Here is a 21,290-nt window from a genome sequence, read left to right as displayed (position 1 = left end):
TAGACAAGGAATTCATCATGGCACATACCACTACTTCGATCGACATCGCCGCCACGCCGGCACAAGTGTGGCAACTGATCGGGGGCTTCAATTCGCTGCCCGACTGGCTGCCCTATATTCCCGGCAGCACGTTAAGCGCAGGGGGCCGCATCCGCCACCTGGCCAACCCGGCCGGCGACATCATCGTCGAGCAGCTGGAAGCGTACGACAATGCAGCGCGCAGCTACAGCTATTCCATTTTGCAGGCGCCGTTTCCCGCCACCGATTACCTGTCGACCCTGCAAGTGAGCGCGATTGCCGGCAGCGACGGCGCGCGGGTCACCTGGTCGGGCCGCTTCACGCCCGTGGGCGTGAGCGAGCAGGAAGTGACGGACCTGTTCCACGGCATTTATGTGGCGGGACTGGAAGCGCTGCAGCAATCGTTAGCGAAGTAATACGCAAGGAAGACCATTTCCGCCACAGCCAGGCTTTCTTCGCTCTCCCTGTGGCGGAATCGCGCAGATTCCGTGTTATCGTTAACAACAAGAGCAAACGCTGTTGTGTGCAGTGCAGCAGATTTTAGCCGGCGCCCTGCAGAGCTTGCCCGAATCTTTTACAATGTTGTCTTTGGGCAGCTCTTCTAGCCCGAAAATACCGGCCATCCGTCGATTCTGGTGGCGCATTGCCACCTCCGGCTGGGCCACTGCGCGCCCCTCCGCCCTGTCATTCTTTACCCAACTAACAAGAACATGCACGCCTCCGTAGATCCCCTGATTCCGCGCGTCACCGCGCCTTTTGGCGCTGGCTATGCCGACCTGGCCCTGGCCATCGGCGGCCTCGCCATCGGCACGGGCGAATTCGCCTCCATGAGCATCCTGCCCGTGGTGGCCGACGACCTGGGCACGACCTTGCCGCAGATGAGCCACATGATCAGCGCCTACGCGCTGGGCGTGGTCATCGGCGCGCCCCTGATCACGATCTTCCTGGCGCGCATGCCGCGCCGTTTGATGCTGATCTGTCTGATGCTGATGTTCGCTGGCGGCAACTTGCTCAGCGCTATCGCCCCTAACTATGGCTTGCTGGTCGTCGCCCGCTTCGTGGCCGGCATCCCGCACGGCGCCTACTTTGGCGTGGCGGCGTTGGTGGCGGCCGCGCTGGCCGAACCGGACCGGCGTGGCCAGGCCGTGGCCCGCGTCCTGATGGGCCTGACCGTGGCGAATATCTTTGGCGTGCCGCTGGCCACGTATATCGGCCAGACCCTGGGCTGGCGCTCGGCCTTTTTGCTGGTCGCCGCGCTGGGCTTGCTGACCATGCTGATGGTGCGCATCTTCGTGCCCATGGTCGCTGCCGGCGATTCGAGCCCGCGCCGCGAACTGGGCGTCTTCCGCCGCCTGCAAGTTTGGCTGACCCTGCTGATGGTGGCGATCGGCTTCGGCGGCATGTTCGCCGTCTACACGTTTATTACGCCAACCCTGCTGGAAGTGACAAAAGTGTCGCCCCTGGTCATTTCCATCTTGCTGGCCATTATCGGTATCGGCATGACCGTGGGTAATCTGATCGGCGGCTGGCTGGCCGACCGCTCGCGCCTGTGGACCATCTTCGGCGTGCTGCTGTGGAACGTGGCCGCCCTGGCCGCCTTTACCTATACCAGCAGCAATGTCTGGCTGACGGCGATCAACCTGTTCGCCATCGGCGCCGGCATCGCCGTCGCTCCGGCCGTGCAGACGCGCTTGATGGACGTGGCCGGCGACGCGCAAACCGTGGCCGCCGCCCTCAACCACTCCGCCTTCAACATCGCCAACGCGCTGGGCGCGTGGGCCGGCGGCATCGCGATCGCCATGGGCATGGGCTTGCGCTCGACGGGCTGGGTGGGCGCCATGCTGGCCTGCGGCGGCATCGTCGTGCTCGGCATCTCCGTGCTGGTGGAAAACCGCAGCCGCAATGTGAGCGGCGCGCAGCCGGCTTGATGGTGAATGAGCGGCCCCCCCTTGCGGGCGCCGCTCATATGCGAGCATCTAGTCTTCGGTGGCAAACACCACTGCCGCCTCGCAATGAATCGCCGTGGTATTAAATAGCGGCAAATCGACATCGCCGGGCTTGACCAGCAATGGAATCTCCGTACAGCCCAGAATCACGCCCTGCACGCCTTGCAGCCGCAGTTTCTCGATGATCTCCAGGAAAATGTTCCGGCTGGCGTCGGTAACAATATTCTGCACCAGTTGCGTGTAGATAATGTCGTGCAAGATTTCCTGGTCGGCCTCATCGGGCGTCACGGTCGTGATGCCCAACTTCTCCAGCGCATCGTGATAAAAGCGGCCCGTCATGGTCTGTTTAACGCCCAGCAAGCCGACCTTGCGCACACCCGACTGCTGCACGCGCTTCGCAGTTTCCCCTACGATGCTGATAAAAGGCAAGCCGATCCGCGGCACGACGGCCGGCGCGAAGCGGTGCGCACCGTTCGCGCACAGCAGGAAGAAATCCGCGCCCATGCCTTGCAGGCGCAGCCCTTCGCCGATCAGAAATTGCTCGATGGCATGCGAATCGGGCTGCGCCGCGTGAGCGACGAAATCGGCCTGGTCCATGCTGACCAGCATGATGCGCGCGCTGTGCGCGGGTCCGATGCGCGCCACCAGCATTTCATTGATGAGCCGATAGTATTCCAGGGTCGAGGCCCAGCCGATGCCGCCAAGTAAACCGATAGTCTTGTTTTGCACATTATTCCCAGCGAAAAGAATTGCGCAAATTATACGATAGCGGCCGCCCGCCACGCGCATGCCAACCTTAGGCGTCGATCCACGCAAACAGCGCCTTGTCCGGCGTGGCGGATTGATGCCAGATCGATTGCAACGCCATCAAAAATCCGGCCAGATCGAAGGGATTGACCTCCTGCCCGCCCCATGGCGCCGTCTGCGCCCATGCCACCGCGATATCGGCCAAGTCGTCGGCCGCCAGCCGCTCGAGAGCCTGTCCCATGGCCTGCGCAAACACGTAAAGCTCACGCCCCGGGATAGACACGGGCCTGATGACAGGCGCTGCCGAGTGGGTCAGCAATTGCCCCAGCGACGCAAAATCCAGTTCGCCGGGCAAGGCAATGCCCGTAACGGGAAAGGAGTCAAAGGCATCTTGCCAGCTGGCACATTCGCGCATCTCGGCATCGGAACAGACAAAAATATCAACTTTTTTCATAGGACAGTCAGATGGTCCCCTCAAGCGCCGGTCGCATCATGCCGATTGGACGTCTCGCGGCTGTATTCGCGCTCCAATGCAGCCAGGCTCTCCGCTTGCGACCACAGGCTGGCGATATAGTGAAATTCTTCCTCGAACGGCAGCTCGAAATCGGCCACGTCCGTCGCGTATTCGCAATTGCGGCTCAGCATGACCAGCCAGTCCGGGTAGTCAAGCGCCGGATACAGGCGGGTAAAGATCGCATCGAGCGACGACACGCTTTCCCGGCCCGCCAGGTAGGCGGCGCGCAGTTCGACGATATATTTACCGGCCAGGAATTGTTCACTGAGCCGCTGCGTTCCCCGGTAGCGCTCGATGATGGCCTCGGCCAGTGGCAGCACCTCGTCAATGCCCCGGGCGCTGGCCAGCAGCACGACTTCCAGGTCGTCGCCCTCCTCGTCCCGGCGCAGGCGTTCCACGGCCCAGTCCACGCAGCAGTCGGCATGGCCGAATCCCATGCGCAGCTGGAAAACGGCGATTTCAAGTGCTGCCAGTTGTTTCATTAATACTTTTCCGCTCGAGATGTTTTCTCCAATTACGACATATGTAACATCTTTCACAAAACAACATCAAGCTCATAAAAAGCTATGGGCTTTTCATAGATACAAAACGAAAACCAGATCAAATGCCTTCTTGTGACCCTTTGCTGTGAATCAACGCACGACAGCCGCGAGGATAGCATTTTAAATACATTCAACCAATCAATATGAAATATTTTAAAACATATCAATCATTGAAAATTTACAACCAATATTTCTAAATTACAATCGCTCACAGAAAAATATATCAATATCACGAAACCGAAAAAGATCAATCCTTAGATTGCCCGACAATTTTCATGAGACCGGCCAGTGATTCCACTTTCTTCATGCCACCATCTGTATCATTAAAAAGTGATTGCATAAATTGCATACCCATCTGCTCCCCCATATCCACCTTCTTAGGGATCAATGTTTCGTTAACTAGGTTTGTGATAGTAGTAAGAAGGTGATCCTGTGAAAGCCTTACAGACTGTTCTGTCGTAGCGCTTCGCGTTTCGATGGCAGCAAGAACTTCTTTTAACTTCTCATAATGCTCTCGTATCCGGTCTTCTGACCGTTGAAAACTTTCTCTCGTCTCTCTTTCAGTCTGCCGGGCAAGCCAAATTGTATAAAAAGACATTACCAACGCAGCGACACCAACAAAAAGTGATAGCCACGACAATATTTGATTCAATGTTTCCTGCATTTCATCCCCAATACTCAATAATAATCACTCATTATAATTCAAACATTGCGGATATAAACACTAGTAAACCATGCATAGGTATCGTCGGCCAAGCCGAGCCCGACCTTAAGCCATGTTCAGCATCTTCTGCAGCACCGCATCGAGCTCATAAAAATCCACGGGCTTGGTCAGGTGCAAATCAAAGCCCGCATCGGACGCCATCTGGCGGTCCTTGTCCTGGCCCCAGCCCGTGACGGCCACGAGGATGGCATCCTTGCCGCAGGGTTCACTGCGCAGCAGCCGCGCCACGTCGTAGCCATTCATGTGCGGCAAGCCGATGTCGAGCAATATCACTTGCGGCATGAAGCTGTGCGCCGCCGCCATGCCGGCCGTGCCGTCGTAGGCCGTGCGCACGTCATAGCCGAGGATGTCGAGCGCCAGCGCCAGGCTTTCGGCCGCGTCGGCGCTGTCGTCGATCACCAGCACCTTGCCTTCGCGCGTGCCGGCCAGCAAGCGGCGGTTGGGCTCGGGCGGCGCCCGCAAAGGCACGGCCGGCAGCGGCAGGCGCAATGCAAAGGTGCTGCCCTGCCCCACGCCATCGCTGTGCGCGCTGATGCTGCCACCATGCAATTCGGCCAGGCCCCGCACGAGAGACAGGCCGATGCCCAGGCCGCCCTGGGCCCGCGACAGGGCCGGCTCCAGCTGCGAAAACAGCTCGAACACCTTGTCCAGGTGCCCGGGCGCGATGCCGATGCCCGAATCGCGCACGGTAATGTGTACTTCGTTTGCCGTGCAGGCCACCTCCAGCCCGATGACGCCATTGGCGGGCGTGTACTTGACGGCATTGGTCAGCAGGTTGGCGATCATCTGCCCCAGGCGCGTGGCATCGGCGTCGAGCCAGATGGGCTGCGGCCATTGCTCCACGAGCACTTTGTGGCCGGATTGCGCGGCCAGCTCCGCCACGCTGTGCAGGGCCGCTTCGACCACGGGCGCCAGTTCCACGCTGGCGCGGCGCAGTTCCAGACGGCCCTGCGTGATGCGCGACACTTCCATCAAATCGTCGACCAGGTGCGTCATGTGCCCCACTTGCCGGCCCAGCACGTCCCGCGCCCAGCACAGTTGCGGGTCGTCCAGCTGCGCCAGGCGCAGCACTTCCAGCACATTGCGCATGGGCGCCAGCGGGTTCCGCAGCTCGTGCGCCAGGGTGGCCAGGAACTCGTCCTTGCGCCGGTCGGCGGCCGCCAGCTGCTCGTTGAGCTCGCCGGCCTCCTTGCGCGCCAGCTGCAGCTGCTGTTCATATTTGCGCCGGTCGCTGGCGACAAAGACGGCGATCTCGTCATAACGCACGCCTTCATGCACGCGGCGCACGGCGTTGAACAGCATGGGGATGGATTGCCCCTGGCGCTGGCGCATGTCGAGCAAGATTTCCGACACGCTGCCCTGCACCTGCATCAGGGGCAGCCAGTGCGTCTGGTGGAATACGCGCCCGCCAATGGTCAGCAAATCCTGTAATTTCTTTTTCCCGAGCAATTCCCCGGCGCCATAGCCGAGCCAGCCACAGAAGGTGGCGTTCGCCTGTACGATGGTGCCGTCGGCCGTGCACAGCAGCAAGCCGCAGGCCGCGTGCTGGAACAGGGTACCGGTATCAGGCAGGGAAGGCATCGTGTCGCGCATTACAGGTGCAGGCCATCGAGAAAATGACGGATGGTGCGGTAGCTGGCGTCGGGCACGCTCATGTGCGGGCAATGGCCGACATTCTCGATCACCTGCAGGCTGCTGTACGGCAGCATCTGGCGCAGGTACTCGCCCACAAACGGCGGTGCGATGAAGTCGTCGCTGCATTGCACGATCAGGGCCGGCGTGCTGTTGTGCGGCAAGACGGCGCGGTGGTCGGATAAAAAAGTGGTTTGCGCGAAATGCCGGGCGATGGCGGGATCCGTGCGGCAAAAACTGTTCACCAGGTCTTGCCCCAGCGCCGGCTGGCCGGGCGCGCCCATGATGGCGGGCGCCATGCCGGCGGACCAGCCCAGGTAATTGCTCTCCATGGCATCGAGCAAGTCATCGATATCGACACGGCTGAAGCCGCCCCGGTAGCCGGCCGCCGCATCGTCGACATAGCACGGCGACGGCGCCAGCATGACTTGCGCGGCGAACAGATCCGGCTCGGCGATCGTCGCCAGCAAGGCGCTCATGGCGCTGACGGAATGGCCGATGCAAATGACGGGGCCGCCGCCGACCGCATGGATAACCTGGCGCAAATCGGCTCCATGCGCGTCGAGCCGCGCATAGGTATCGAAATCATAGGCGGCCAGGTCCGAAGCGCCGCTGCCGACCAGGTCGAACAGCACGGTGCGGTAGCGCGCACGAAACAACGGCTCCAGGTAGCGCCACATGGTTTGATCACAGCCAAAGCCGTGCATGAACACCATGGTGGCTGCCGCGCCCGCCTGCGGTGCACCGCTGCGTTCGCTAATGCGGACATTGTTCCTATCTTCTATGCGCATGCCGCTTCAGCCTTGAATATTTCCACATGGAATGTAAATTAACTTCTTGCTAGCATCTTAGCATGCGCTATTTAACATTGGGCAACACCATTGGCGCTGGACAAACGCTGCGCCACGGCGGATAATGAGAACGATTCCCATTATCAAAATACCAGGCCCGTGCCTGGCTTTTCCCTGTGCGCCCCGGTGGCGCCCGCTGGCGGCAACAAGCCGGTTTTATGTTGAAGGTTTGTACCGCATGCGCGCTTTCTGGACTGTCATACACCGCTGGGCCGGTCTTACCATCGCCCTCTTCCTCATCGTTGCCGGCCTCACGGGCGCCGTCACGTCATGGGACCATGAACTGGATGAATGGCTCAACGCCGACATCATGGACACGCCGGGCCGCGGCCCCCTTCAGCAACCATTTGCGCTGGCGCAAAAAGTCGCTGCCGCCGACCCGCGCGTGGAAGTCAATTACATGACCCTGGGCCTGGAAGAAGGCCATGCGGCCGCCTTCATGGTGCGCCCGCTAACCGACCCGGCCACGAACAAACCGTTCGTGCTCGACTACAACACCGTCTACATCGACCCCGTCACGGCGCAGATCACGGGCACGCGCGATTCGACGGCCATTTCCCTGTCGCGCCGCAGCCTGATGCCGTTCTTGCGCCATCTGCACTACAGCCTGCACGTCCCCGCCTTCTGGGGCACGGACCGCTGGGGCTACTGGCTGATGGGGAGCGTCGCCCTGATCTGGCTGCTCGACAGCATGGTGGCGTTCTACCTGACCACGCCGCGCCGCTTGCGCCCGCGCGCGCAAGACGAAACTCCGCGCCACCGCGATGCCGCCAGCTGGTGGCAACGGTGGAAACCGTCGTGGGTGCTGCGCTGGGCGGCTGGCGGCTACAAGCTCAATTTCGATCTGCACCGCGCGGGCGGCCTGTGGGTGTGGATAATCATTATTGTCGTCGCGTTTACGTCGTTCTCGCTGAACCTGTACCGCGAAGTGTTTTATCCCGTCATGTCGCTGGTCTCCACCACCACGCCGGGGCCGTACGAAACCCAGACGCCGGCGCCCTACGGCACGTATATCACGCCCGTGATCGGTTTCGAGCAGGCGGTGGAGATCGCTAAAAAGCAGGCCGTGCAGCGCGGCATCACCTCGCCCATCGGCGGCATTTATTATGGCGGCAACTATTCGTTCTACAACGTCTCCTTCTTCGACCCCGCCGACGAATTCGGCGCGGCCGGCATGGGCCTGTCGAACCTGTACGTCGACGGCATGGATGGCAGCATCATCGGCCAGCACAAGCCGTGGGAAGGCACGGCCGCCGACGTCTTCGTGCAACTGCAGTTCCCCCTGCATTCGGGCCGAATCCTCGGCTTGCCCGGGCGCATCATGATGTCCTTCATGGGCGTGATGGTGGCCATGCTTTCCGTGACGGGCATCGTCATCTGGGAGCGCAAACGGCGCGCGCGCCGGCTGCAGGCGAAAAAGCCAGCAAACTTCACCTGAGGCAGCGACTCCATCACGGCGCAGGCGGACCAATGCAGTCTGCGCCGCACACCTTGCCAGCGGCCTGATCACGCGCAACGCGCAAGGCCAGCACACCTCCCCACTTTACAACCCAGTAGCCGGCACATGCCGGCTGTCTGCGCTGCGCAGCTTCCGTGCGCCAGTCCGCCAATGCCATTAAATGCAGTTTACTTGCAATAGCATCAGGCGCAAGCTATTATTGCAACTCAATTGCATTTACGCCTTCACGCCGGGCCTGCGCCCAGCACTACCTTCCGCCTTTTTAGAAAGTCCTATGCGCCATCACGTATTCGCAGCTGCCATGCTGTCCACTGCCCCGCTCGCTTACGCGGCGGACGACGTCACCCTGCAAACCATCAAGGTCCGCGCTGACCGGCCTTCCACCATCGACAGCGTCGTCCTCGTCGAGAATACGCAAGCCCAGAACCGGACCCTGGGCGGCATGCTCGAACATGTCTCGGGCGTGCAAAACAGCGCCTTCGGGCCGAATGCGGGCGCGCCGGTGATACGCAGCCTGAGCGGCAGCCGCGTGCAGATCCTCGAGGATGGCCAGTCCATCCTCGGCATGAATGCGCTCAGCGGCGACATCAACATCCCGTTCGATCCGCTGTTTGCGCGTAGCGCGACCGTCAACAAATCGTCGGACGCCGTGCGTTTCGGCGGCAATGCGATTGGCGGCAGCGTCGACGTGGATTCCGGCCTCATTTCCAGGAAGATGGAAAGCAAGGAGAAGGACGTGGAACTGGTCCTGCGCAAGGGTTTCAACGATGCCAATGCCCAGGGCTTGCGCATGAACTTCAACGATGGCAAGCACTTCTCGACGAATCTGCAACTGTCCTTCCAGAAGATCGGGCATTACGATATTCCCGGCAACAGCAAGGCCGGCGTGTGCAACAGCCAGCTGTTTCCCTTGAAGGGCGGCGTGAATACCTTCCTGGCCGACAGTTGCCAGAAGGAAGCGAGGATCCAGCAAGTCTACAACAAGGCTTCGCAACCGTTTATCGACCAGTTCATGACGGAAAATCCGGACTGGGCGGATGGAGACTTTTCCTTCTATACCAATCAGCCGACCTCCGTCTGGCAGCGCAAGACCTACGTCAATCCGGCCAACCCCGCTTACGTGCCCGGTACGCCGTCGACGACCCAGAACAAGATCAACAAGGACGTGACCCCGGACTACCACGGCACCCTGGGCAACAGCTATGCCAGCAATTCCCACTTTGCCGTCGGCAGCACCTACTTTTTCAACCGTGGCTACGTGGCCGTCAGCATCGATATCAAGAATAGCGAGTATGGCGTGCCGGGTTTTTCCATGGAAAACAAGTCTTTCGGCGCGAACTATGACGAAGGACTGCCCGTCGGCGTGGTGATACAGCAAGATAAATATGCGCTGGAAGCCAATCTGCTCGACCCCGTCGCGTACATTGAAAGCGCGCAACTACGCGTGTCCCACCTGAGCAATGCCTCGGGAGAACGCCTCGGTGCGGCCAAGGCGAATGACTACCAGTTCGACACCAATCAGGCCGAGCTCCTGCTGGCGCACCGGCGCGCAGGCCCCTTGAGCGGCTTGCTTGGCCTCAGCCATAAAGCCAGGGATATCGCCGGCAGCGGCCCGCAGCTTTACCTGCCCGATGCAAGCACGGCCAGCCGCGCGCTGTTCGTCAAGGAAAGCATCGATGTCGACTGGGCCACCTTCGACGCGGGCTTGCGCCATGAAAAAGTGGACCACGAGCTCCGCAAGAGCGGATTCAAGACATCGAGGAATGCAAAAAATGCCAAACTCGAGGACAGGTCGTTCAGCCTGAACAGCTATAGCCTGGGGGCCTCGGCCAAGCTTGGCCAGCTGTTCGGCGCGAAGCTGCGCTATGCCTCTTCGGAAAGAGCACCCGACGTCAATGAGTTGTATGCGAGCAACCGCCACTATTCGATCATGACCCAGGAAGAAGGCAACCAGGACTTGAAGGCGGAGCGCGCTCGAAGTACCGAACTCACCGCCCTGTTCGGCAATCGCGGCTTTGCCATGTCGGCAACGGGCTATGTCATGAAGTACGAGAACTATCTCTACCTTGGCCACTCGGGCGCCCAGATGGCCAATCGCCTGCCCTTGAAATATTGGAAGCAGACCGATACGACGGTCAAGGGATTCGAGATCGACGCCTCCCAGGTCATACAGCTTGGCAGCTACGGAAAACTGAACCTGTCCGCATTTGCCGACCTGGTCAAGAACAAGGCGGACAACCCCGACAAGCTGCGCGCGCACAACGATGGCGCGTATCTGCCCAATATGCCCACCAACCGCTATGGCGCGAATCTGCTGTGGGAAAACATGGGGTGGAAGGCCAGGCTGTCCGGCACCCGCTACGACAAGCAAAAGTACCTGGGCAAGAGCGTCAGCGAGGAAGTGCCGCTCGACGGCTACACCATGGTGAACTTCCAGGTGAGCCGCGCGCTGCAGGTGCCGAACTCGCCGTTTGCAGGCATCGACGTGTTCATCAGCGGCACCAATCTGCTCGATGACGATGCCCGGCCGCACAATTCTCCACTGAAATACATCGCACCCTTGCCGGGCCGTGGATTCCAGATTGGCTTGAGCGCCAGGCTTTAAGGCAGGGCGCCGTTGCGCTCCCGCTGTACCAGCGCCAGCAGGCTGTCGCCCCGGTTGCCGTCGCAGCAGATGGCCACGCCGTCCGTGAAGTCGGGCGCCGTCAGCCGCGTCAGGACGCTGCCGGGCGGCATTTCCAGCGCCAGGCGGGCGCCCCGCTCCCATGCCAGGCGCACGGTACTGCTCCACTGTACGCGCTGGGCCATGTTGGCTGCCAGGCTGTCGCGGATGCGGGTCGGGTCGAACAGCGCGCGCGCCGCGCTGCTGCTCAGATAGACGAGCGATGGCCGGCGCAGGGCCACGCCCTCGAAGGCGGCGGCCATGTCGCCCGCGGCGGCCTCCATCAACGGGCAATGCGACGGTACGCTGACGGCCAGGCGCTTGGCCTTGCTGGCGCCGTGCGCCAGGGCCAGCGCCATCACGGCTTGCAAGGCGGCTTCGCTGCCGGCAATGGCGATCTGGCGCGGCGCATTCAGGTTGGCGACATACACGGGCGTAGCTGCGCCGTGCACCTCGGCCAGCACGGGTTCGAGTTGCGCCAGATCAAGCCCGATGATGGCCGCCATGCCGTAGCCGTTGGGATATGCCTGCTCCATCAGCTCTCCGCGCCGCGCCACCAGGCGCAAGGCATCCGCATAATCGAGCGCACCGGCGACGACGGCCGCCGCATACTCGCCGATGGAAAAACCGGCCACCATGTCGGGCAGCGCGCCGCGCGCCGCCAGGGAACGCGCCATGGCCACGCCTGCAATCAGCAAGCACAGTTGCACGGCCCGCGTCGACGCCAGCGCGACAGCCGTATCCAGCGCCAAAGGATCGTGGCCCAGCACGCCCGCCGCTTCGGCCAAAGCCCCCGCCACGGCCAAGTCGTCGGGCAGCGCATGCAGCATGCCGGGATACTGGGCGCCCTGGCCGGGAAAGGTAAACAACACGCTCATGCCATCTCCCATGGCGTGGCCGTCAGCACGGGACCGTGATCCGTTTTCAGCAAGATCTTGCCCCGGCCCGCCGCCCACTCGGCATACGCAAAGCCGCCACTGCCCGTGTCGATCTGCAGATCCAGCCGGCACGCCGTGACAGTCGCCGCGATGGTACGCAGGGCGCCGGCCTGCGCGGCGTCCGGCGGCGCGGCGATGCGCAGCACGAGATCGAGGTCGCTGTCGGCGCGCAGCACAGGCAAGCCACTGGCCAGGGCGAAGCCCACGCCGCCCGTTGGCCCCCAGGCCCAGCCCGTGGCGTCGAGCAGCGGCGCCACCTGCCGCAGCGCACCGAGCGCAGTACAGTCAAAACCGGACGACGGGGTATGCGCCAGCCGCGCCAGCATTTCCGGCGTGACGCTACGCACGACGGCGGCCGCGTCCACTTCGCACGCATGCCGCTCGCTGCGCAGCATACCGCGCATGCCCACGGGAATGCGCCCGGGCACCGTGCTGGCGCGCCGCACCACCAGCGGCGCCGCCCGCAGCCAGGCCGCGTCCAGCCAGGCGGGCAAGGATGCGCCGTCCGGCAGGCCGGATACCCATAGCAAGTCATGCGCGCGCCAGGCTTCCATCATGCTACAACCGCCTTGACGGCAAAGAACAGCAAGGACGGTCCCAGCAAGCAGCCCAGGCCTGTATGAAACGTGGCCACCAGCGCGCCATACGGCACCAGCTTGCGGTCGGTGGCGGCCAGGCCGGCCGACACGCCGCTGACGGTGCCGGCCAGGCCGCCGAACACCATCGCAGAACGGGGCGTTTTCAGACGCAGGAAGCGCGCCGCGGCGGGCGTGCCCACCATCACCAGGATGGCCTTGATCAAGCCTGCCGCAATGCTCAATGCCATGACGTCCGAACTGGCGCCGATGGCCGCGCCCGTGACGGGGCCGACGATGTACGTGACGGCGCCGGCGCCGATGGTGGTCATGCTGACGGCGTCCGAATAGCCAAACGCATAGGCGACACCGGCGCCAACGAGGAAGGGCAGCACCACGCCCAGCACCAGCGCCACCAAGCCGATCAGGCCAGCCTTGCGCGCTTCCGTCGCCTGCACTTCGAAGGCCGTGGCGACGATGGCAAAATCGCGCAGCATGGCGCCGCCCATCAGGCCGATGCCGCCGAACAGCGACAAATCGGCCAGTCCCTTGTGGCCGCCGCTATGCACGCCGCCCCAGTAAGCGAGGCCCAGGCCGATCACGATGGCGATGGCCGAGCCGTGCACGCGGCCGAAAGTCAGGTACTTCGACAGGGCGATCGACAGCAGCATGATCAGGCCGACAAAGGCGAAGGCCGTCACCAGGCCATTGTGGATGGCGGCTTTCTCAAAGATTTCAAGCATGACGGTGCTCCTTCATCAACATGGAGTCGGCTTGCACGCGGTCAGCTTCAGCGGCAGCGATGGCAGCAGGGCTTTCCGAACGGTTAATCATAGAAATCACGGCACCGCAAACGAGCACGGAACCGATGGCGGCCAGCACGGCCACCGGGCCGCCGCGCAGGGCCGCCACCACATCCTGCTGCGCCGCCATCGCCACCACCACGGGAATATACATGGCGCCCCAGTATTCGACGCCCCGTTCCGTCATCTGCGGCAGCCAGGATCGGCGCTGCATGTACAGGCGGGCGCAGATCAGCAGCAGCATGGCGATGCCCACGCCGCCCACGTTGGTCTTGACGCCCATCAGCTGCCCGAGCAGGTCGCCCAGGAAGATGCCGAGCAAATGACACAGGGCCAGCAATGCGGTTCCGTAAATGATCATGATTGTCTCCGTTATAGGAATAGGAATGACTTGGTGTCTTCTCTGTTGTTTCACTTACCACTGCTGCTGCAATACCTCCCTGACTCTTGCCGATGCCTGGCGGTGCGGCGCGCCCAGGCGGCTGGAAAGATCCCGCTGCGGGTCGGCGCGGATATCGCCGAGAGCCGCCTGCAGGCAGGCGTCGACGGCGGCCGTATCCTGCGCCGACGGATCATCGGGCTGCGCTACCTGCAAGGTTTGCCACAGCAGTCCCAGGCTGGCGTAGTTCCTGACGTCGTAGGCCATCGGCGCGATGGTCGCGGCCAGTGCTTCGAGCGCTGCCACGGTGCGCAGGGTGATGCGCGCCGCCGACGCCTTGCCCATCGCGTGCACCATCACTTGCGGATCGTCGAGCGCGATCAGGCGGTTGGCCTGGTAGCCGTGGGCGAGGAAGGCGCCCGACATGGCCTTGCCGACGATCAGCCCGATCACGGGATGGCCGGCCAGGCGCGCCTCGGCGTAAGCCCCCGCCGCGCCGGCCAGCGCCTGGTGGATGCCGTACGCTTCCTCGCGCCTGCCATAGGCCTGGCTGGCCACGTCGATGACGGCGACGATGGGCCGTTTCACGGCCAGCGCGCGGTCCTCGGCAACCACCTGCTGCACCGCGCGCGCCAGCTGCCACGCCTCGGCCAGGCCGATTTCTCCCGTGCGGGCACGCGCAAAACGGTTGTCCGGGTCGGGCAGCACGGCGAGGTAGCGCGCCGGCTCCCCCGCCAGCGGCGCGTCGACCACGCGCACGGAAGGCGGATAGCCGTCCAGCGGCGCAGCGTTGTTCGTGAGTGCCGCCAGCCAGACGGCGCCGCGGCTCGTGTCGGTGATGGCGTTCATGCTGCTGCTCCTTTGCTGTAGATGCTGCGCACGGCTTCCGGCGTGGCTTGCGGGCCCGCATCCACTTGCGCCAGGCGGGCCAGGAAGACGTCGGCCTGGTCGCTGCGGTGCTGCGCCGGCACGCCGCGTGCGAACAATGCGGCCACGGTGGCGCGCATCTGCGCCGTGTCGTCTTCCACATAGGCGTCGGCCAGGCCGCTGTGGAAGCGCTGCTCGCCGCCCGTCAGGCTCCAGATAAAGGGCTTGTTGCGCGAGTCGAATTCGCCCACGCCCGCTTCCTGCTCGATCACGGCCGGGCCGTTGAGACCCAGGCGCGCCTCGCGCGTGACGACCAGATAGCTGCACAGGCCCGCCGCGATCGACATGCCGCCGTAGCAGCCCACCGTGCCGGCGGTAATCCCAATGACCGGCTGGTAGCGGCGCAGGTCGACGATGGCGGCATGGATGTCGGCAATCGCCGCCAAGCCCAGGTTCGCTTCCTGCAGGCGCACGCCGCCCGTCTCGAACAGGATCACGGCGCGTGTCGGCACGCCATTGCGGTTGTCGTGCGCCGCCAGTTCCAGCGCGCCGGCGATTTTCGCGCCGCCCACTTCGCCCATGCTGCCGCCCTGGTAGGCGCCCTCGATGGCCAGCACCACGGCGGGCTGGCCGTCGAACAGACCCTTGGCCACCACCACGCCGTCATCCGCCTGCGCCGTCACGCCTTGTTTCGGCAGCCAGGGCGAAGCGATGCCGCAGAACGGGTCGAGCAGTTCGCGCATGCTGCCAGCGTCCAGCAAGGCCCTGGCCCGGCTGCGCGCGCCCCGTTCGATGAAGCTGTCGCGCTCCAGCAATTCCTTCAAGGTACTCATGCCGCCCTCCCCGCTTGCAATTCTTCGTAGGCTTGCTCGATGCGCATGCGCACCACGCCCGGCGTGGCGCCGCAATCGTTGATGACGATGCTCGCCGCCGGCAGCGGCTCGCCGCCGAAGACGCGCAGCAACAGCGCATCCCACACGGCACCCTTGCCGTCGACGGAGGTGTTCACGACGATGCGGGTCACGCCATCGTCGCCAGCCTGCAGCAGCACTTCCAGGTCGCCCGAACCGACGACGCCGGCCAGGGCGCGCCCCGATGCCGGCTGCCCGGCCGGGAATGTATACTCACGCGTTTCCATGCGCTTCTCCTTCTGTCAATCGGTCGAGGAACAGGGTGGCCGCCAGCAAATCCGCCGCGCCGCCCGGCGACACGCCGCGCGCCAGCGCCACCGCTTCCAGCGCCAGCAGCGCCTCGGCGCCGGCGGCAGTGGCCGCGCCGCCGGCGGCCAGTACCCGCGCCGCCCCCGTTTGCAACGCCAGCAAGGCCGGCTCGCCGCCGCGCGACAGCACGCACGTGTCGTCCAGCTGGCTGAGAATGGCCAGCAAGGCGTTCAGGCGTGCCGTCGTCTCGCTGTCGCCGCGTGCCCGCGAGGCGTGCAACGCGGGTAGTCCCGCACCCGTCACCAGTGGGAAACCGGCGCGGGCCTGGCCCCGAGCGCCATAGACCCGATACTGGCGGCACGCCAGCTCGCCCTTGTTGCCGGTAACGCCGGGCGCGCCGCGGTCATGCAAGCGGGCCAGCGCGCCGGCCCGCGCCGCCACGACGTGCGGCGCCAGCGACGCGCCCCGAGCCCCCTGCTGCGCCGCCGCCGTCGCCAGCAGGCCCAGAGCCCAGATGGCGCCCCGGTGCGTGTTCACGCCGCCCGTGGCTGCCAGCATCAGCGCCTCGCCATCGCGGCCGATGGCGCCGATGCGCTGGCGCAGGCCGTCGTCATCGCCGCTTTCCCAGCCCGCTTGCGCCATGGCGGCAAACATGGGCTCCAGCACGCAGGCCGACTGGCACATCAGGGCCCAGTTCAAGTCCGCATGGGCGCCACGGCTGCGCAAATCAACGAGGCCCGGTTTCGGCGTCAGGGTCACTTCATCGAGCAGCGCCTGCAGCACTTGCCGACCCAGCGCGGCGGCGCGTTCCCGCACCGGCACTGTCATCATCATTGTCGTCATCATTGTGCTCATTACCAGCTCCTGAATTTGGCGGGCGGTTGATACAGGCCGTCGGACCATTCGACCAGGTCGGCGATGCTTTTCGCGGCCAGCAGCGAGCGGTTCGCCGCGCCGCGCTGCACGCCGATATCCTCGGGCAGCGCGATCAGGCCATCGGCGCGCAGTTTGGCCGTCGTCTTCGGGTCGTGGCGCAGGCCGATGGGCGTCACGCCGGCCACGGCCGCCAGCATGGCCTTGCGCTCGTCCAGCGAACGGGCCTTGTACAGGTAGGCGATGCCCTCTTCCGTCAGCACGTGGGTGACGTCGTCGCCATAGATCATGACGGGCGCCAGCGGCATGCCGCTGGCCTGGCCCACGGCCACGGCGTCGAGCGATTCGACGATGGTCGGCTGGCCGCCGTCCTGAAACGTTTCGATCATCTGCACCACCAGCTTCTTGCCGCGCGCGAGCGGGTCGTCCGTCTCGATCAGGTCCAGCCAGGCGGGCGTCGGGTGGCGCCGGCCATGCGGATCGTGGCCCATATTGGGCGCGCCGCCGAAACCGGCCAGGCGGCCGTTGGTGACGGTGGACGAATTGCCCAGGCCATCCATCTGCAGGGTGGCGCCGATGAACAGGTCGACCGCGTACTGGCCCGCCAGCTGGCACAGGGCCCGGTTCGAACGCATGGAACCGTCGCGGCCCGTAAAGAACACGTCTGGCCGCGCGGCCGCATAGCCTTCCATGCCCAGCTCCGCGCCGAAACAGTGCACGCTCTCGACCCAGCCCGTCTCGATGGCGGGAATCAGGGTGGGATGGGGGTTGAGCACCCAGTTGCGGCAAATCTTGCCCTTCAAGTCCAGCTGCTCGCCATACGTGGGCAAGATCAGTTCGATGGCGGCCGTATTGAAGCCGATGCCGTGATTGAGCGACTGCACCTGGTGTTTTTCATACACGCCGCGGATCGCCATCATGGCCATCAGCACGTGCACGGGCTTGATCACGCGCGGGTCGCGGGTAAACAAGGGTTCGATGAAGAACGGCTTGTCGGACTGCACGACGAAATCGATCCACGAGCCGGGCACGTCGACCCGCGGCAAGTCGCTGACATCGTCGACGATCTGGTTCACCTGGGCGATGACGATGCCGTCGCGGAAGGCGGCCGATTCCACCAGGGTGGGCGTGTCTTCCGTGCTGGGTCCCGTGTACAGATTGCCCTGGCGGTCGGCCATGTAGCCGGCCACCATGACGACGTTGGGCGTGAGGTCAACGAACAGGCGCGCATACAGCTCGATATACGTGTGGATGGCGCCCACTTCCAGCAAGCCATCCTGCAGGAACTGGGCGATGCGCAGGCTTTGCGTGCCGGCAAACGAAAAATCGAGCTTGCGGGCGATGCCCCGCTCGAACAGGTCGAGGTGCTCGGGCAGGCTGACGCTGGGCATGATCAGGTGCAGATGGTGGATCTTGTCGGGGTTGACCTGGGTCAGCATGCGGGCGAGGAAATCGGCCTGCTTCTGGTTATTGCCTTCGAGGACGACGCGGTCGCCCGGCGCAAGCAGCGCTTCGAGCACGGCGACCATGTCGCCCTGTTGCAGCACGGGGCCGCTCGCGTACTGGCGCACGGCTTCCAGGCGGCGGCGCTTCTCGGTGCGCCGCGTGTCCCACTGTTTTTGCCGCTGCCCTGGCGCTGCTGTGGCGGTTGACATCATGCCTCCGGAATGAGCTATCGAACCCCGACGATAGAGCGAAAACGGAACCGCGACAATCAACCTGCTACCATGTTCATTACCCTGAAGTTAATGAACTCACGATAATCACGGTGATCATGGCCATCAACGAAGAAATTACGCTGAAAAAGCTGGAAGTGTTTCTCAGCTTTATGGAATTGAACAACCTGGCGCGGGTGGCCGATGCGCTGGGCCAGAGCACCGTCAGCGTGCATCGCGCCCTGCATTCGCTGGAAGACGGCTTGCGCTGTCCCCTGTTCAAGCGCGAGGGCCGCAGCCTGATCCCCCTGCATGCGGCCTACACCTTTGCCGAATCGGCGCGGCGCGCGCTGGCCGAGTGCGAGGAAGGCGTGCGCAAGGTGCGCGAAATGTCGGGCATCAATCCCGTGCGCCTGAAGATCGGCTCGCTGTATTCATTGACCCTGCACTGCATCCCGCAACTGGTGATCGCCCTGAAGCTGCGCCGGCCCGGTCTCGACATCGACCTGACCCTGGGGTCGAACCGCGAACTGCTGCAAAGCCTGGCCGACGGCAGGCTGGACGCCATCATCGTCGGCGTGCAGGAAGACGAACAGCATGCCGGGCTGGTGGCCGTGCCCCTGTTCCAGGACGACATCTTCCTGGCCGCGCCGCTGGCCTCGCCCTATGCGGGCGCCGCTTCCGTGGACTTGCAGGCGCTGCGCGACGACAAATTCGTCACGCTCAACGAGGGTTTCGTCACCTCGCAAAGCTTCAACCACGCATTCGAACTGGCCGGCTTCGTGCCCGACACGGCCATGCGCGTGGGCGACATCTTCTCGCTGATCAACCTGGTCAGCGGCGGCATCGGCTACAGCCTCCTGCCGGGCCGCGTGCGCGCCTTCAGCTCCCGCATCGAACTGCTGCCCCTGGACGCCCGCTACGGCTCGCACCAGCAGATCACCCTGCTGATGCTGAGCAGCCGCGAGCGCGACCCGAACTTGCTGGCGCTGGCGGCGGAGTGCAGGTTGTATGGGCGACGCGAGCCTGCTGGCGCGTGATTACCCCGAGCAGTGAAAAAGCTGGGGTCGGACCCTGAGGGTCCGACCCCGGAACTTGCCTTGGGGGTGAACTTAAATAGCACTATCCCAAGGCGCCGACAACCTCACCGCGCAGTTAATCAACCCCACCATCGAATACGTCTGCGGGAAGTTGCCCCACATCTCCCCCGTCACCGGATGCGTATCTTCCGACAGCAAGCCCAGGTGGTTGCGCGCCATTAACATTGTTTCGAATATCTGGCGTGCCTCATCCTTCCTGCCGATGCGGGCCAGGGCGTCGATGCGCCAGAAGGTGCAGATGTTGAAAGCCGTTTCCGGTTTGCCGAAGTCGTCGGGCGCTTCGTAGCGGCGCATGTAGGGGCCGTCGCACAGCGATGCTTCGAGGGCGTCGACGGTGGCGATGAAACGGGGATCCATGGGGTCGATGAAGTTGACTTCCGCCATCAGCAGGACGGAGGCGTCCAGGTCGCGTCCGCCCAGGCTTTCCGCGAAGGCCTGGCGCTCCTCGCTCCACGCTTCGCGCAGCAACCTTTCGCGGATCAGCACGGCACGGCTGTTCCAGTGGTCCGCGCGGTCGTCCAGCCCCAGCTTGTGCGCGACCTTGGCCAGGCGGTCGCAGGCCGCCCAGCTCATCAGCATGGACGAGGTGTGGACCCTCGCCCGCGTGCGCAGCTCCCACATGCCCGCGTCCGGCTCCGCATGCAATTTGAATGCCTGATCGCCCACGGCTTCCAGCGCGGCAAACTCGGCCTTGCCGGCCCGGTGGAACAGGCGGTGGTCGAGGAAGGCTTGCGCGGCGCCCAGCACGATGTTGCCGTAGACATCGTGCTGGAAGTGTTCCTGCGCCTGGTTGCCGACGCGCACGGGGCCGTTGCCGCGGTAGCCGGGCAAGTGGTCGAGCATGGATTCGGGCAGTTGCTCTTCCAGGCCGATGCCGTACAGGGGCTGGATGTGGCCGCCCTTCGAGCGGGCGACGATATTCGTCAGCCAGCGCAAATACTCTTCCATCGTACCCACTTCCGACAGGCTGTTCAACGCGCGCACGACGAAGAAGGCGTCGCGCAGCCAGCAATAGCGGTAATCCCAGTTGCGGCTGCTGCCGGGCGCTTCCGGGATGCTGGTGGTCATGGCGGCGATGATGGCGCCCGTGTCTTCATATAAAGACAGTTTTAATGTGATGGCCGCGCGGATGACCACGTCCTGCCATTCCAGCGGCACGGCCAGGCGGCGGGTGTAGGTGCGCCAGTAGTTGATGGTTTCCTTCTCGAAGATGCGCGCCGTCTCGTCGATGCCGCCGGCCAAGGTTTCATCCGGGCCCAGCAGGAAGTTGGCCGTGCCGCCCAGCACGAAATACGTTTCGCTCAGCACATAGTTGAGCGACACATCGGTGTTCAAGCGCAAGGTCTGTTCCGGCCCCACGTAGCGGATGTGGTGGCTGCCCTGCGTGATCTGCGGCGCCAGCTTGCCCCAGTCATAGCGGGGACGCAGGCGCACGCGGATGCGCACGGCGTGGTCGAGCGGGCGCACGCGGCGGATCAGCATCAGCGGGCGGAACATGCGGTCGCGGCTGAGGAATCGGGGCGCGAAATCCGTGATTTCCACGCCCCGTCCGTCCGTGTCGTACAGCCGCGTGCGCAGCACGGCCGTGTTCGGCTCATAAAACTGTTCGCTGCGGGCAAAGTTTTCAATGTCGATGGCCCACACGCTGCCGTTTTCCGTGGCGTCCAGCAAGCCGTTGAAGACGGGATCACCGTCGAAACGGGGCAGGCAGGACCAGACGACCTGCCCCGCCTGGTCGATCAGGGCGCTGAAGGCGCAATTGCCCACCACGCCGCAGTTGAGGGATGCTTGCGCGGACGCGCCGCCGGGGGTGTCATCAGCTTGTTCAATGGATATGGTCATCGG

At 63.8% G+C, this 21,290-nt stretch carries 21 protein-coding genes; 5 read left to right on the top strand and 16 right to left on the bottom strand.

Going from position 1 to position 21,290, the window contains the following annotated elements; translation table 11 throughout:
• Positions 1-17: 17 nt before the first annotated feature.
• Together CSQ91_RS05665 and CSQ91_RS05660 are read left to right on the top strand one after the other, a co-directional pair.
• Positions 18-434, top strand: coding sequence for an SRPBCC family protein (locus tag CSQ91_RS05665; protein WP_099387641.1), 417 nt, complete (start codon positions 18-20; stop codon positions 432-434).
• A 294-nt stretch (positions 435-728) separates the two neighbouring features.
• The gene (locus CSQ91_RS05660) at positions 729-1,946 is read left to right on the top strand and encodes an MFS transporter (protein WP_083299622.1); all 1,218 of its coding nucleotides are present in this window, start codon (positions 729-731) and stop codon (positions 1,944-1,946) included.
• 48 nt (positions 1,947-1,994) lie between these two features.
• On the opposite strand, the gene CSQ91_RS05655 is transcribed toward CSQ91_RS05660, so the two are convergent.
• The 6 genes from CSQ91_RS05655 to CSQ91_RS05630 form a co-directional block, all read right to left on the bottom strand.
• On the bottom strand, positions 1,995-2,693 hold the full coding sequence (locus tag CSQ91_RS05655; protein WP_180278351.1) for an aspartate/glutamate racemase family protein: 699 nt from the start codon (positions 2,691-2,693) through the stop codon (positions 1,995-1,997).
• Positions 2,694-2,760: 67 nt separating this feature from the next.
• On the bottom strand, positions 2,761-3,165 hold the full coding sequence (locus tag CSQ91_RS05650) for a hypothetical protein (RefSeq protein WP_099387639.1): 405 nt from the start codon (positions 3,163-3,165) through the stop codon (positions 2,761-2,763).
• Positions 3,166-3,185: 20 nt separating this feature from the next.
• On the bottom strand, positions 3,186-3,707 hold the full coding sequence (locus tag CSQ91_RS05645; RefSeq protein ID WP_099387638.1) for a hypothetical protein: 522 nt from the start codon (positions 3,705-3,707) through the stop codon (positions 3,186-3,188).
• A gap of 307 nt (positions 3,708-4,014) precedes the next feature.
• Positions 4,015-4,431: a hypothetical protein gene (locus tag CSQ91_RS05640; RefSeq protein WP_099387637.1), complete on the bottom strand. Its 417-nt coding sequence runs from the start codon at positions 4,429-4,431 to the stop codon at positions 4,015-4,017.
• A 105-nt stretch (positions 4,432-4,536) separates the two neighbouring features.
• The gene (locus CSQ91_RS05635; RefSeq protein ID WP_099388578.1) at positions 4,537-6,072 is read right to left on the bottom strand and encodes a hybrid sensor histidine kinase/response regulator; all 1,536 of its coding nucleotides are present in this window, start codon (positions 6,070-6,072) and stop codon (positions 4,537-4,539) included.
• Between the two features lie 11 nt (positions 6,073-6,083).
• Positions 6,084-6,914 (bottom strand): alpha/beta fold hydrolase, encoded by an 831-nt coding sequence (locus CSQ91_RS05630; RefSeq protein ID WP_099387636.1) that lies wholly within the window; start codon positions 6,912-6,914, stop codon positions 6,084-6,086.
• Between the two features lie 238 nt (positions 6,915-7,152).
• Here CSQ91_RS05630 and CSQ91_RS05625 point away from each other — a divergent pair, with 238 nt between their 5' ends.
• Positions 7,153-8,412, top strand: coding sequence for a PepSY-associated TM helix domain-containing protein (locus tag CSQ91_RS05625; protein ID WP_070279854.1), 1,260 nt, complete (start codon positions 7,153-7,155; stop codon positions 8,410-8,412).
• 322 nt (positions 8,413-8,734) lie between these two features.
• Positions 8,735-11,038, top strand: a complete 2,304-nt coding sequence (locus CSQ91_RS05620) for a TonB-dependent receptor (protein ID WP_257217231.1) — start codon at positions 8,735-8,737, stop codon at positions 11,036-11,038.
• Here CSQ91_RS05620 and mdcH read toward each other — a convergent pair.
• From mdcH to mdcA, 9 genes are read right to left on the bottom strand one after another with little or no spacing between them, the layout of a single operon-like run.
• The gene (gene mdcH / locus CSQ91_RS05615; RefSeq protein WP_099388577.1) at positions 11,035-11,973 is read right to left on the bottom strand and encodes a malonate decarboxylase subunit epsilon; all 939 of its coding nucleotides are present in this window, start codon (positions 11,971-11,973) and stop codon (positions 11,035-11,037) included. The two genes, CSQ91_RS05620 and mdcH, sit on opposite strands and share 4 nt — an antisense overlap.
• Positions 11,970-12,590, bottom strand: a complete 621-nt coding sequence (locus CSQ91_RS05610) for a malonate decarboxylase holo-ACP synthase (RefSeq protein ID WP_099387634.1) — start codon at positions 12,588-12,590, stop codon at positions 11,970-11,972. Before CSQ91_RS05610 ends, mdcH begins: the two co-directional genes overlap by 4 nt.
• Positions 12,587-13,351 carry a malonate transporter subunit MadM gene (gene madM / locus CSQ91_RS05605; RefSeq protein ID WP_034781494.1) on the bottom strand — a complete coding sequence of 255 codons (765 nt, stop codon included), beginning with the start codon at positions 13,349-13,351 and terminating at the stop codon, positions 12,587-12,589. The genes CSQ91_RS05610 and madM overlap by 4 nt, the downstream gene beginning before the upstream one ends.
• Complete coding sequence (madL, locus tag CSQ91_RS05600; RefSeq protein WP_099387633.1) at positions 13,344-13,772, bottom strand: malonate transporter subunit MadL; 429 nt, start codon at positions 13,770-13,772, stop codon at positions 13,344-13,346. Before madL ends, madM begins: the two co-directional genes overlap by 8 nt.
• 54 nt (positions 13,773-13,826) lie before the next feature.
• Positions 13,827-14,639, bottom strand: a complete 813-nt coding sequence (gene mdcE / locus CSQ91_RS05595; protein ID WP_099387632.1) for a biotin-independent malonate decarboxylase subunit gamma — start codon at positions 14,637-14,639, stop codon at positions 13,827-13,829.
• Positions 14,636-15,490, bottom strand: a complete 855-nt coding sequence (locus CSQ91_RS05590) for a biotin-independent malonate decarboxylase subunit beta (protein WP_099387631.1) — start codon at positions 15,488-15,490, stop codon at positions 14,636-14,638. Before CSQ91_RS05590 ends, mdcE begins: the two co-directional genes overlap by 4 nt.
• Positions 15,487-15,795: a malonate decarboxylase subunit delta gene (locus tag CSQ91_RS05585; RefSeq protein ID WP_099387630.1), complete on the bottom strand. Its 309-nt coding sequence runs from the start codon at positions 15,793-15,795 to the stop codon at positions 15,487-15,489. The genes CSQ91_RS05590 and CSQ91_RS05585 overlap by 4 nt, the downstream gene beginning before the upstream one ends.
• Complete coding sequence (locus CSQ91_RS05580) at positions 15,782-16,672, bottom strand: triphosphoribosyl-dephospho-CoA synthase (protein ID WP_180278350.1); 891 nt, start codon at positions 16,670-16,672, stop codon at positions 15,782-15,784. The genes CSQ91_RS05585 and CSQ91_RS05580 overlap by 14 nt, the downstream gene beginning before the upstream one ends.
• Positions 16,672-18,345: a malonate decarboxylase subunit alpha gene (gene mdcA / locus CSQ91_RS05575; protein ID WP_099387628.1), complete on the bottom strand. Its 1,674-nt coding sequence runs from the start codon at positions 18,343-18,345 to the stop codon at positions 16,672-16,674. The genes CSQ91_RS05580 and mdcA overlap by 1 nt, the downstream gene beginning before the upstream one ends.
• Before the next feature lie 119 nt (positions 18,346-18,464).
• Between mdcA and CSQ91_RS05570 the strand changes: the two genes are divergently transcribed.
• Positions 18,465-19,385: a LysR family transcriptional regulator gene (locus CSQ91_RS05570; RefSeq protein ID WP_099387627.1), complete on the top strand. Its 921-nt coding sequence runs from the start codon at positions 18,465-18,467 to the stop codon at positions 19,383-19,385.
• A gap of 72 nt (positions 19,386-19,457) precedes the next feature.
• On the opposite strand, the gene CSQ91_RS05565 is transcribed toward CSQ91_RS05570, so the two are convergent.
• Positions 19,458-21,287, bottom strand: coding sequence for a glycoside hydrolase family 15 protein (locus tag CSQ91_RS05565; RefSeq protein WP_099387626.1), 1,830 nt, complete (start codon positions 21,285-21,287; stop codon positions 19,458-19,460).
• Positions 21,288-21,290: the final 3 nt, after the last annotated feature.

The organism is Janthinobacterium sp. BJB301, assembly GCF_002735685.1.
Lineage (GTDB): Bacteria > Pseudomonadota > Gammaproteobacteria > Burkholderiales > Burkholderiaceae_D > Janthinobacterium > Janthinobacterium lividum.
Note: the sequence above shows the minus strand (reverse complement) of the source record. Positions and strands in the feature narration are given on the sequence as shown.